This is a genomic window from Candidatus Glassbacteria bacterium (assembly GCA_019456185.1).
Classification (GTDB): domain Bacteria; phylum Gemmatimonadota; class Glassbacteria; order GWA2-58-10; family GWA2-58-10; genus JAJRTS01.
Window position 1 is genome coordinate 140,854 of record VRUH01000003.1, and the last position, 12,254, is coordinate 153,107.

Genomic DNA, 12,254 nt, shown 5'->3' on the forward strand with positions numbered 1-12,254 from the left:
ACCGGCACGTCCCAGAACCCTCACGGCGAGGACCACGGATTGTTTGTCGGCTTGTTCCCGGCATCGGCTCCAGAGCTTTCGATAGCGATCGTGGTCGAACACGGAGAGCACGGCTCGGCCACCGCCCGGCTGGTCAAGGACCTCGTACTGCGCTATATCGAGTTTAAGGAGCAGGACGAGAACGGCGACCTTGCCGGTACACTGAACTGATTTCCCGAAAAGCCTGCCCATGTGGATCAAAAGATACGACTGGGTTTTGATGAGCTTGGTCCTGATTCTGACGTGCTATGGTATCCTGATGATTTACAGCGCGGACCAGATCCAGACTGTCCGCACCAGCGGAGTGCTGCACCACCGCCGCCAGCTTTTCTGGCTGGCGATCTCGCTGGCTGGGATGGTGGGGATCAGCGCTTTCAGTACCAGGCTGATCGAGATGATCACCTATCTCGCCTACGGGTTGATCGTGCTGGCCCTGGGCGCTCTGCTGCTCACCGGCCAGGGAGTCGAGCGTTGGATGGCTATTCCCGGCACCGGAATCAACCTTCAGCCAGCCGAACTCGCCAAGCTGACCACGATTCTGGCCCTGGCAAGCTACCTGGCCGCCCGTAAGAAAAATATCGATTCGCTCAAGGACCTGATTGTCCCCGTGCTGATTGTGGCCCTGCCGGGCAGCCTGATCCTGCTCCAGCCGGACTTGGGCACCTCGATAGTTTTCTTTTTCCTGTTCTTCGGCATGCTCTACTGGGCCGGCCTGCCGCTGACCTACCTCTTCCTGATTGTCAGTCCGATAATCAGTTTTCTGCTGGCCCTGTTCACTCTGCTGGGGGAAATGCGGTTTTCCCTCTGGGGCGTGTTCTTCATCTTTCTCTGCGTGCTGATCTTTTACAGGCGGATTTACCTGTTGGACGCTGTCGTGTTCACCCTGGCGAACCTGCTGACCGGAATACTGACCTCTACATTGTGGAATTCGCTCAAGCCTTACCAGCAGAACCGGATTCTCGTCTTCTTCCAGCCGGAACTGGACCCGCAGGGCGGCGGCTGGCAGATTATCCAGAGTAAGGTCGCAATCGGCTCGGGAGGACTGCTCGGCAAGGGCTACCTGGAGGGAACGCAGAAGAACCTGGCTTTTCTGCCGGCCCAGCATACAGATTTCATCTTCCCGCTGGTCGGCGAGGAGTTCGGCTTTGTGGGAGTGGCGGTGGCCCTGCTGTTGTTTTTTCTGCTGCTGCACCATATTCTTGAACTGGCGAGAGTGGCCGGCAGCGGATTTTCCAGCCTCGCCGCAATCGGGATCGCCAGCTTCCTGTTCGGCCACATAATCATCAATGTCGGCATGACTGTGGGGCTGATGCCGATTACCGGGCTGCCCCTGCCGCTGTTCAGCTACGGCGGCTCGTTCCTGCTGACCTGCTATCTGGCGATAGGCATCCTGCACAGAATTCACATGGAGCGGAGCAGCTTTTGAACAGGCGCGGTCATACACCTGATCCGGATATCGAGCCGCCGGTGGATATCTCGGTCGTGATACCTGTTTACAACGAAGTTGAGAGCGTGGGGCCGCTCTACGAAAAACTGGCCTGTGTGCTGGATAAGCTCGGCCGCAGTTTCGAGATCCTCTTTATCGACGACGGCAGCACTGACGGCAGCGGCCGGAAGCTGGCGGCCCTCCATCAACGCGACAAGCGCGTGGGCGTGATCACCTTCCGCCGTAATTTCGGCAAGAGTGCGGCCCTGGACGCCGGTTTCGGCGCCAGCCGGGGTGAACTGGTGTTCACGATGGACGCCGATCTGCAGGACGACCCCGACGAGATGCCGGCGATGATCGCCAGGCTGGAGGAAGGCTACGATCTGGTTTCCGGGTGGAAACACGACCGCCAGGACTCGCTTTCCAAAACCCTGCCGTCGAAACTGTTCAACCTGGTCACCTCGGTTGCCAGCGGGCTGCGCCTTCACGATTTCAACTGCGGGTTCAAGCTCTATCGCGGAATAGTGGCCCGCGGCCTTAAAGTCTACGGCGAACTTCACCGCTACCTCCCCGCCCTGGCCCACTGGCAGGGCTACCGGGTAACCGAAATGAAAGTCCGCCATCACAAACGCAAGTTCGGGCGCAGCAAGTTCGGCGCGGGCAGGCTGGTCAAGGGCTATCTCGACCTGATTACGGTCGTGTTTCTCAATCGCTACACCCGCAGTCCCCTGCACTTTTTCGGCGCCCTGGGCAGTCTGCTCTGCGCGGGCGGATTCGCGATCGGTCTGTATTTTGTCGGCTACTGGATCGCGCACCATAATATCGGCGGACGAGTCCCCCTGCTGCTGTTCGCCATCTTCCTGATGCTCACCGGATTCCAGCTGATTTCAACGGGTCTGCTGGGCGAGATGCTGACCAGCAGCCTGTACTACGAGCGCGAGCCGGCCTACCTGGTCCGTCACGCACTACCTCCCGAAGATCCCCGGTCATCGCCGGATTCGAACCGCTAGCCTGGCGCGGGTTTTTGTAGCAATTGAAGCTTTGAGACCGTTATTTCACGCAGAAATACGCCCGACAATTAACCATCCCGCCGCGCTCACCCGAGAGTGCCCGAAGATGCAATTTGTTGGCTCAAGGCCGTTCACAATTCTTGCCGCCATCTTGTTGACGATCCTGATTTTTCCGCTCATCGGCTGCAACGAAAAAGCCCGGCCCGCTACTCACGCGGACCGGGCTTTTTAAATTTTAGCTGTCTGTTCAGCGAAATATGCTGCCTTACTTCAGCACGACCATCTTGCGGGTCGACACGAAATCCCCGGCCACCAGGCGATAGAAATACACACCGCTGCCGATCTGCCTGCCGCGCTCATCGGTGCCGTCCCAGTTGACATTGTACGTGCCCGGCCCCTGCTCCTGATCGACCAGCGTCCTGATAAGCTGGCCGCGGAGGTTGAACACGTTCAGCTTGACTCCCATCAGCCGGTTCTCCTCGGGGATCGCGTAACCGATCGTGGTCGAGGGATTGAACGGGTTGGGATAATTCTGCGCCAGGGAAAAAGCTTTCGGCAGGTAGGCAGATTTGTTCATCCCCAACTGGCTGTAGGCTTCATCGAGAAGTTCCTGCGCAAGTCCTCCGGTAGCAGTTATCTTGTCGATACTCTTGCCATCGAAATCCAGCGGTGCGCTGAGCACCGAGCCATCGGGGAACACCAACTCGATACTGGAGGAGCCGAGGCGGACGCCGTAGCCTGAGTCATCCTTCACCTTATCGGCAGCCTCCAGTTGGAATCCGCCGCCGGCCAGTAACAGAGCCAGCACCGCGGCCACCGCGTATTTAACTGTTCTGCCGCTCATGACCTCCTCCTTCAGCGTTTATTGAATCGAAATAACCGTTTTATCGCATGCCTGTTACAACAGCAAGAAACATTCCCATTGCCTTTAAAAATGCCGGCCCGTTATGACGCCGGTGTTTCACTCTTCATTACTTGATACACGAAGATTTCGTACTTGTTCATTTTCAGTGCAATTTGCCCGATGATGTGCAGGATTTGGGAAATCTGTTACCGGGGAAGTAACAGGGTGCCGGTTTAGAAGCGTGTTGAAAAAACACGCTTCTAAGCGCCACAAGGATGTGGCGGCAAAATGCGCAGACTTAAAGTCTGCGCATTTTGGGCGGCTTGCCCTCACTTGTTATGGCAAACCGCCTTGAAAAATGCCACGGAAGGCATTTTTCAACACTCTTCTAGAACCCTTTCTTTTCACCGAAAACTTCCGCGCTGAAGCAACTGATCTCGGTCCCGTCCATTTTCCAGGCGTCCGGGGGAAGGCCGGCCTTGCGGCAGGCTTGACTCAGAAATGTCTCGCGGTCCCAGCCATACTGCGTGGCGACCTGAGGCAACAGAAGTCCCTGCATCCCCCCCCGCCTGATAATCAGTCCGTCGCGGCCCACCTGGATCGCCGCCGTATCCTCCACTTTCCGGACCGGGCTCATCGCGCTGATCTCGATCTCAAGCTCGTCGAGTTCATCCGGTTCAACCGGATTGAACCTGGGGTCCCGCAGCGACGCTGCCACCGCCATCTCGCGGACTGTCTCCACCAGCGGTTTCAGCCCCTCGATCAGCCCGATACAGCCCCTTAACTGCCCCCTCTTCATGATAGTTACGAACGCGCCGCGGTATTCGCCGGTCACTTCGCTGACCGGCTCGAACGGCGGAATCTCTTCATCTCTGACCGCGCTGACCATCGTTGTGCGGGCAACATCGAGCAGGAATCTCTTATCCTCTGCGGATAGCTGCATCGGTTTGTCCAGGGTTGAGTTCCGGGGGGACCCCTGATCTTACTCGAATCGTTCAGCACGACCTGCTGGAACCGCGGCCTCAGCGATAGAAAATACTTGCGGTGTAACCTACCACCTGGTTGAAATCGCCTGAAATCTCGCCGCTTGTCGCATAGTGGAGGTTCTCTGCTTTGGTGGCTCCAAGTTTCCTGGCCGCGAACATCGCAGCCGCCACCGATCCCGCTCCGCAAGCTTCGCAGTTGTGCCCGGCCACATCGGCCAGCAGGCCCTCCGGGTCGAACAGGTTGATTTTCTCCACGACGCGGCTGTCCAGGCCCTCCGCGGCTTTCTGGTTGTGAAAATGCGAGAGATCGCTGCTGGCCACAATCAGGGACTTGCCGCCCCGCAGGGCCCGGGCCAGGGAATCGCCAAGATCACGGCACGCCTCGAGATCCTGACGGCCCATGACAATTGCAACCAGTTTGAATCGGCCGAGCACTTCCTGGAGGAACGGCAGATGCACCTCGAGCGCATGCTCGGAGCTGTGAAGGTGGCCACTGCCGCTGATTCGCACGGTTCCCCCGGAACTCTCCGCTAGCTCGCGGGACAGCCCGGTGTCGATTTCCACCCGCCCGAGCGGGGTTTCGTAGGCCGAACCGGAAAACACGCTGCTGAACTCGAAATATTCCCGGTGCGAGGGCGAGATCACAACCACGGTGTCGTAATCCTTCCCCTGCACCTGACGGTAAGCGACGGCGGCGACCGGGCCGGAATACATGTACCCGGCATGCGGTGCAACCAGCGCCGCTATGTCCTCGCCGGTGCGGTCCTGCTCTACTTTCTCGAGATAATTCTTGATTTCGCTGCGAAGGCGCTCTCTGTCCGCGGGATAGAATGTGCCTGCGACTGCGGGCTTACGGATCGTTTGCTCGGTGTCGGCCATCGGGAGATCACCTCCGCTGGCTGTCCGGTGGGCAAGTTAGCTACGGCTGAATTACTGGAAAAGCTGCTGAAAGTTCTTTTTCAGTTAAATAGATAGGCAAGCGGGATACAGAAATCAAGAAATTTGCTTCTGCGCGCTTTGGATGCCCGGTCTACAACTCACCAAGGGGTTTCAGCTTGTCCGGAGCCACATGGGCAATCAGCGCTCGGGCCATGATTTGGCCTGGATCGATCAACCTGACCCCCGAAATCTCGCTCTCGGCCAGGGCCAGCGGAAGTTCCGTGCAACCCAGAATCATTCCCTGTAACTCCTTACCGGTCAAGTGTTCCGCAGCCCGCAGGCACTCACCGCGCGCCTGCCCGGTTACCGGCAGTGAACGGGCCTTGATTCCCCACTGGCGGTTGTAGATGGCCCCGTGGACAGCAGCCGCTACGTTGTGGTCGGGACGGACCACCTTGATCCCGCCGGGGCTCTCGAATTCCAGCCGGTCGTAGACCCCTGTCTCCAGCGTTCCGCGGGTGGCGAGCAAGCCGACCCTGACCGGCTCGCCGTGCTTGGTGGCGAACTGCTCGCGGATGAACCGGCCGGTCTCCGTGATCATGTCCAGCAACTCGATCTCCACTTCACCCTGTTCCAGCATCATCCGCAGGGGCTGCATGATTCTGATGCTGTGGGCGGTGTTGCACGCAATTGCCGCCACAGTGGCCCCGGCCTCACTCAGCGCCCGCAGGGCCTCGTACAGGCCCATCGCCGGGCTTTCGCTCATGCCGTACAACAGCCAGTCCGTGCGGTCCGTGACCAGCGAGCCGGTGGAATAGAGGATTACCTCCAGATGGTCCTGGTCCGTACCATCGGTCAGGGTGTTGTCGAATATCTTGCGGTTGAGGTCCAGACCGGCGAAAGGCCCCACTCCGCCGACAATCCCGATAACGGGCCGGGAAACTGTGAAGGGAATTATCATTCAACACGCTTTCGGCTATTGAATCGCGAGCCGTCGGTTCAGGTGTGAAGCTCAAGGATATCGCCATCAGCCAGCGGCTCGTCCCGGTTGACCATCTGACCGTCGTACTTGTTCTCGCTCCAGATACGTGCGTACTTATACTGCTCGGCAAGCTCGCGGTGCACTGTCTCGGCAAAATCAGTTACAGTGCTGCCGGCAGCCAGCACATACGGTTCCCGCAGTTCGGCTTTGCTGCCCGGAGTCTTGGAGTATACCCGGATTACGCGCAGGGTGTCCCAGATCACCTGACGGAGCTCATCCAGCCCCCGGCCCGAATCGGCGGACACAGGCAGCGCGGTAATATCGGTCTCCGCCATCTGGCGGAACAGCTCGAACAATTCATCGTCCCGCGGCGTGTCCACCTTGTTGCAGGCCAGCAGCACAGGACGGTAGACCGCGCCGGGAACGCGGTCTTCGTCGGCAATCTCGGACTGACGGCCACGCAGCAGTTTACGCTCCTCAAAATGGCTGGTGACATATTCCAACTGGTCCAGCGGGTCGGTGGTGACATCGAGCACAACCAGCACCATATCCGCCGCCTTGAACAAATCCACGACCCAGTGCTCCTCGTGCTCGGCGGAGACCGGGGGCATGTCAACCAGTTGGACACTGGCGTCCTTGCAGGGCATCATCGCCGCCTGCGGCACCCTGGTGGTGAACGGATAGGCGGCGACTTCCGGGTGGGCGTTGGTCAGGGCCTGGACAAGCCGGGACTTGCCCGAGTTCGGCGTGCCCGCCAGAGCCACCTGTCCCGCGCCCTCCTTGCCCACCTTGTATGAGTGCCCCTTCCTTGCCCCGGCTGCCGCCGCTTTCTTTTCCTGCTCCCTGAGTTTGGACAACCTCCGGCGCAGGTCGCCCTGGAGATGGTCCGTCCCCTTGTGCCTGGGAATAATCCGCAGCATTTCCTCGAGGCAGCGGATCCGGTCCTCGACGGTTTCCGCTTCCTTGTACGCCTGCTCGGCGGTAAGGTATTGCGGTGTCAGGTTTGCAGGCAATCCTGCTGTCTCCCCGAATTACAAATTATCCCGTGCGTCTGAGCGTTTCCGCGGCTTCCCGCAGCCGCTCGACATTCTCCGGCTCGGTGCCGCAATTGCCGATTCCGCGCCCGCGCTCGATCGACTCAAAATAGCGGCCGTGGTAGTCGGTCCCGCCGGTTGGCACCAGGCCGCGCTCCTTGCAGATTTCCAGTAACCTCGCGCGCGTGGGCTGGTCGTGCTTGGGCGTATCCACCTCCAGCCCGGTCAGGCCGATTTCCCGCAGCGAATCAATATATTCAATATCGATCCGCCGGCTGTAGGCCGGGTGCGCCCAGACCGCGGCTCCTCCCGCCCGGCGGATCATCCGGATCGCTCCCGGCGTATCGGCAAACGGTTTGGTGCGGGCGAAGGTGCGGAAGTAATTGACAAGATAATCACTGTCCCCGAAAAACTCGACCGCTTCCGGGCTGTCGAACCTGGAATCCGGCAACTGGCCACGCCGGCAGAGCAGGTCGAGCAGGTGGCTCATGTTGGGGATGCCCCCGCCGGTGCACTGTTCCAGCTCATCCGCAGTTACCTGCAGCCCGCGCGTACGGTGCATCTCTTCCACCACGCCGCGCATGTAGGTCAGCGAGCGGTTGCGCAAGGCGGTCAGATAATCCGCCAGTTCGCCCGCGCCGGAGGCGATAAAATAGCCCAGAATGTGGTTGCCCTCGCTGGTGGTCAGTTCCACGCCGGGAATCACCTCCACGCCGAACTGAGCGCCCGCGGCCTCGGCCCGTGCATTGCTCGCCGTGCTGTCGTGGTCGGTGATCGCGATCGTCCGCACGCCGCGCCCGGCCGCCAGCCGGACGACTTCCTCGGGACTCCAGCCCCCGTCGCTGGCCGTGGTATGGACATGCAGGTCGCACTCATTTATGAACTCCGCCATCAGCGGTAAACTCCTTTTAAAGCGCCTGTAAACTAGTTATAATAGGCGACATCATTCTTCCTGTCAACAAGCTGTTTTCTCAGTCGGCCAACCCCTTTGCGTAACCCCATTGCGCGTTAATGCGTTAGATCGTAAGGAGAGATTGAGAGAGCAGTCTAGCGCGCAGCACGGATTCGGTGAACCGGCAACGGAAAGCAGGTCGGTTAATGAGCAAAGTGGAAAACAGGTTCAGGGACAAGCTGGCGGGCGCCGATGAGTTCGTTATTTCGGTCGAGCTGGTGCCAACCCGGGGCTTGATGCGCAAGGGTTTCGAGGAGCTGATCGCGTTTACCGAGGCCGCGCTGGACTATGGCAAAATCGACGCGCTCAGCCTGACCGACAACCCCGGCGGCAACCCGCGGCTAGCACCCGACGTCCTCGGGCTGGATATCCTCTTTCGGGGAATGAGTCCGCTGGTGCACATGACCTGCAAGGACCATAACCGTAACGGTCTCGAAAGCCGCGCGTTCCAGCTTCACAGGATGGGGATCGAGAACGTGCTGGCCCTCACCGGCGACTACCCCGTGGACGGCTACCGGGGGGTGGCGAAACCCTCGTTCGATCTGGACAGTGTGAGCCTGGTGCGGATGCTCTCAGACATGAACCGCGGCCTGCAGGCCCCCTCTCCGCGTCCCGGCAAGTTCATGACCCTCGAACCGACAGACTTCTTTATCGGCGCCAGTGTCAGCCCGTTCAAGCAGGAGCGCGCCGAGTTACTCGGCCAGTATTTCAAGCTCGAAAAAAAAATCAAGAACGGCGCGGATTTCATTATCACCCAGCTCGGTTACGACATGCGCAAGTTCGACGAGCTGCTGCGCTACCTGCGCGCCCAGCAGATCGAGGTGCCCGTGCTGGGCAACGTCTACGTCCTGCACCGTTTTGTCTCAAAGATCATGAACCAGAACCAGGTCCCGGGCTGCGTGGTGACAGACCGGCTGCTGGACTGGGTCAACAGGCAGGCCGCCTCGCCCGACAAGGGCAAAGCCGCGTTTATCGAGTTCGCGGCCAGGCAGGTGGCGATCATGAAAGGTCTCGGCTTCCGCGGAGCGCATATCGGCGGGTTCGGGCTGAGTTTCGCCGATAAGAAGAGTATTATCGACAGCGCCGAGGAGATCGGGGACGACTGGCGAAGTTTCGTCAAGGATATCCTCTACTCCCAGGACGAGGAGTTTTTCTTTTTCGAGCGGGACGAGGAGACCAGGCTGAACACCGGCCAGCCGGCCGAACCCGGCAGGAAAAAGTCGCCCGGGCCGAGGGTCGAGTTCGAGCTGATGAAGTTTGTCCACAACCGGTTTTTCGAGCCGGGCACCGCGGGATATAAGCTGGCCAAGGGGGTCTGCAGTTGTATCGACCGCAACGAGACAGCCGCCTCGGCATTCACCAGCGTCGAGAAAGCGGTGAAGTACGTGCTGAACAACTGCCAGGGCTGCGGCGACTGCTCGCTGGCGGAGATGGCTTTTCTCTGCCCGGAATCCGGCTGCGCCAAGGGTCTGCGTAACGGCCCCTGCGGGGGAAGCTTTCAGGGAATCTGCGAGCTGGATGACAGGAAATGCTTCTGGATGCGAGTGGTCAAGCGCTGGGACAAGGAGGGCAAGCTGGACAAGATCCGCGACCCTGAGCCGGTGTTCCGCAACGCAGCGCTGCAGGACAGCTCGAGCTGGCTGAACTACTTCATGGGCCGGGATCACGCGAAACTGGGGCAGGAAAAGAAGGAAGAGGAAAAGCAGGATTGAAGGGTTAGACTCAAGAGCTTAAGATTGTATCATCGTACGGGCGACGCACGCGTCGCCCGTTTTGACACACCCCGCCCGCTGATCGCGGGCACCCCTCTCGAGAGGGGAATTTTACTGCTCCTACTTTTTGAAGTACGAATTAGATATTTCTGCTTTCTTAGTCACCTTTTTTCTCTCTGCGTAGTTTGTCCAGATTTATCCATTCAACTTTCCCTGGAAATTTGCAATCCCAGAACAACCATCCGTTTACCGGTCCTTCAGTTACTTCCATGGCTGCACCTGAAGGAGAGTCATGCAGTTTTCCCATAAAAGATATTGCTCCGTTTTCTATAACAGCATAATAGTCAGTTTTCTTGTAAGTCCTCCTTAATTCCGTACCATGAGGTAGTTCAACACCGTCTCTTACCCAAGACTTACCACTTGCATCAATATGCGCAGATTGTTTTTTTTCATTTACAGAAAAGCCAAGAAGCTCTCTGATAACATCATTGAACGAAACAGCCTCTCCTTTTCTTCTGCTGAAAAGCTCTTTGTACACCTCAAAGTCCACGTCAATCTTATAATTCTCAAGCATTTGAACCTCCAAAATTTAAGTGGAAACGCAAACTATATACTATCTATTCTTACTATAGTTAGTTTTTCTCACTTTGTCAAGGATAAATAAAAAAAGGCGAAAAAAGATTCGCCTTTTTCTAAATCAACATTTTCACATTCTTTATCTTTTTATTCAAACTGGTATCTTCTCCCGCGCCTCTCTCTCACACTTTCCGGAAGTCTATCCTGTGCAGCACCAGGAACGGCAGGAAGCCGCACAGGGCGGAGATGACGAACAGCCACTCGATCCCCACCGCCTCGAGCAGGCAGCCTCCCAAGGGCTTGCCGGTCTCAAAAATCAGGTTCCCGACCGAAAGAGCGGACGCGAAGGCGAATGTCTGGATCCCCCTGATCTTGCACATCGCCGCCGCCACAGTCAGCAGGGCCAGTTCGCTGAAAGCGTTGAACAGACCTGCACTGCAATAAATCAGCGCCCCGTTGGCTTCGGATATCCACAGACAGCTTATCTCCACCAGCGACCAGCCGATCAGCGAAACGAAAAACATCGTCTTGACCCCGACCCTGAGCCTCAGCAGCGGGAACAGCAGGATCCCGGCAAGTGTTCCCAGGTAGTAGATAACGTTGATCCGGCCCAGGAACTGGCTGCTGAATCGTTCTTCCAGGATCGGGTCGAAAAATGTCGAGGTGTCCGGGCCGAAATTGTACAGCACATAAAGCGCCAGCAGCCAACCGAAAGCGGGATTAACCAACTGGCGCAGGCGCTGTCCCAGCGGGACATCGTCCTGTTGGGTGACGTCGAGACCGCCCTTGCTTTCAAGACTCTGCCGGCTCTCGACTTCTTCCCGGCGAAACAGCAGCACCGGCAGCAGGGCGGCCAGGGCCAGCAGCGAGTAGAAATAATAGATCTGGACAAACGCCGCCGCCCCGTCGCCGATCATCCCGCCGGCCACCTCGGCGGTCAGCATCGCCCCGCCGAACCGGCAGCCGTAGACCAGGCTCTGGATAAAACTGCGGTTGCGTGCAGTGCTGGTGGCCACGATCATCCCGTCGATCAGCACGTCCAGCACGGCGATCGCCATGATTTTCAGGCTGATCCCGATCAACATCGCCTGGGGAGAGTTGGCGTTGGCGATAATCGCCCAGCCGCCGGCGGAGCAGGCCAGGCCGATAACCAGCGCCAGCCGGGTGTTGAACCGGCGCCAACCGTCGGCAAGCAGGCCCACGACCGGCTTGACCACCACGAACCAGATCCCGCCCAGGAACAAGATGTTGCCGATCCGGGAGGGTTCGAACTCGAGGACGTTGCGCAGGTAGACGTTGAGAATGAAGGGAACCTCGGTGATCCCCTCGATCAGGTAGATGGCGGCGAACAGGATATAGAGGCGCAGCAACTTGCCTCCGCTCCGCGGTGGGCTTGTTCAGACTATCACGCCGCGCTCGCTGTGGGCGATAAAGTCGTTGAAGATCTTGATTTCGGGCAGTTGCTTCAGCTCGGACCGGGCTTTTTCCAGCGCCTGGCTGATATTGTACTGGCTGCGGAAAAAAATCTTATAGGCCCGTTTCAACTCCTGCCGCACTTCATCGCTGAATCCCTTGCGCTGCAGGCCCACCGAATTCAATCCGCTGAGCATGATCGGGTTGCCGACCGCCATCACGAACGGCGGCACGTCCTTGGGTACCCGGCTGCCGCCGCCGATGAAGCTGTACATCCCGATCTGGACGAACTGGTGGATACAGGTCAGGCCGCTGATAGTCGCGTGGTCGCCGATAGTGACGTGCCCGGCCATGTTGACCGCGTTGGAGAGGATGATATTGTCACCCAGCACGCAGTCGTG

The 12,254-nt window shown here is 58.6% G+C and carries 12 protein-coding genes and 1 pseudogene (1 of these 13 running past the window's edge); 4 read left to right on the plus strand and 9 right to left on the minus strand.

The window, feature by feature from the left end; translation table 11 throughout:
• The 3 genes and pseudogenes from mrdA to FVQ81_02480 form a co-directional block, all read left to right on the plus strand.
• Positions 1-85 (plus strand): annotated as a pseudogene (mrdA, locus tag FVQ81_02470) (penicillin-binding protein 2) (it extends 1,598 nt beyond the left edge of the window).
• Positions 86-229: 144 nt separating this feature from the next.
• Entirely contained in the window at positions 230-1,465 is a 1,236-nt protein-coding gene (gene rodA / locus FVQ81_02475; protein MBW7995437.1) for a rod shape-determining protein RodA, read from the plus strand.
• A gap of 29 nt (positions 1,466-1,494) precedes the next feature.
• A complete protein-coding gene (locus FVQ81_02480; GenBank protein ID MBW7995438.1) occupies positions 1,495-2,475 on the plus strand; it encodes a glycosyltransferase family 2 protein in 981 nt (326 codons plus the stop codon).
• Positions 2,476-2,740: 265 nt separating this feature from the next.
• Here FVQ81_02480 and FVQ81_02485 read toward each other — a convergent pair whose 3' ends face one another.
• From FVQ81_02485 to FVQ81_02510, 6 genes are all read right to left on the minus strand, one after another.
• The gene (locus FVQ81_02485; GenBank protein ID MBW7995439.1) at positions 2,741-3,319 is read right to left on the minus strand and encodes a T9SS type A sorting domain-containing protein; all 579 of its coding nucleotides are present in this window, start codon (positions 3,317-3,319) and stop codon (positions 2,741-2,743) included.
• Between the two features lie 388 nt (positions 3,320-3,707).
• Positions 3,708-4,262, minus strand: coding sequence for an AmmeMemoRadiSam system protein A (gene amrA, locus FVQ81_02490; GenBank protein ID MBW7995440.1), 555 nt, complete (start codon positions 4,260-4,262; stop codon positions 3,708-3,710).
• 79 nt (positions 4,263-4,341) lie between these two features.
• A complete protein-coding gene (gene amrB / locus FVQ81_02495) occupies positions 4,342-5,184 on the minus strand; it encodes an AmmeMemoRadiSam system protein B (GenBank protein ID MBW7995441.1) in 843 nt (280 codons plus the stop codon).
• Positions 5,185-5,335: 151 nt separating this feature from the next.
• A complete protein-coding gene (locus tag FVQ81_02500) occupies positions 5,336-6,145 on the minus strand; it encodes an aspartate/glutamate racemase family protein (protein MBW7995442.1) in 810 nt (269 codons plus the stop codon).
• Between the two features lie 38 nt (positions 6,146-6,183).
• Entirely contained in the window at positions 6,184-7,179 is a 996-nt protein-coding gene (locus FVQ81_02505) for a TGS domain-containing protein (GenBank protein MBW7995443.1), read from the minus strand.
• Between the two features lie 25 nt (positions 7,180-7,204).
• The gene (locus FVQ81_02510) at positions 7,205-8,092 is read right to left on the minus strand and encodes a PHP domain-containing protein (protein MBW7995444.1); all 888 of its coding nucleotides are present in this window, start codon (positions 8,090-8,092) and stop codon (positions 7,205-7,207) included.
• Between the two features lie 206 nt (positions 8,093-8,298).
• Here FVQ81_02510 and FVQ81_02515 point away from each other — a divergent pair, with 206 nt between their 5' ends.
• Positions 8,299-9,864, plus strand: coding sequence for a methylenetetrahydrofolate reductase (locus tag FVQ81_02515; GenBank protein ID MBW7995445.1), 1,566 nt, complete (start codon positions 8,299-8,301; stop codon positions 9,862-9,864).
• Positions 9,865-10,021: 157 nt separating this feature from the next.
• Here FVQ81_02515 and FVQ81_02520 read toward each other — a convergent pair whose 3' ends face one another.
• The 3 genes from FVQ81_02520 to FVQ81_02530 all read right to left on the minus strand — a co-directional run.
• Positions 10,022-10,438: a DUF2924 domain-containing protein gene (locus tag FVQ81_02520; GenBank protein ID MBW7995446.1), complete on the minus strand. Its 417-nt coding sequence runs from the start codon at positions 10,436-10,438 to the stop codon at positions 10,022-10,024.
• Positions 10,439-10,622: 184 nt separating this feature from the next.
• Entirely contained in the window at positions 10,623-11,810 is a 1,188-nt protein-coding gene (locus FVQ81_02525) for a folate/biopterin family MFS transporter (GenBank protein MBW7995447.1), read from the minus strand.
• 27 nt (positions 11,811-11,837) lie between these two features.
• On the minus strand, positions 11,838-12,254 hold a 417-nt coding region (locus FVQ81_02530), incomplete at its 5' end, for an acyl-[acyl-carrier-protein]--UDP-N-acetylglucosamine O-acyltransferase (GenBank protein MBW7995448.1).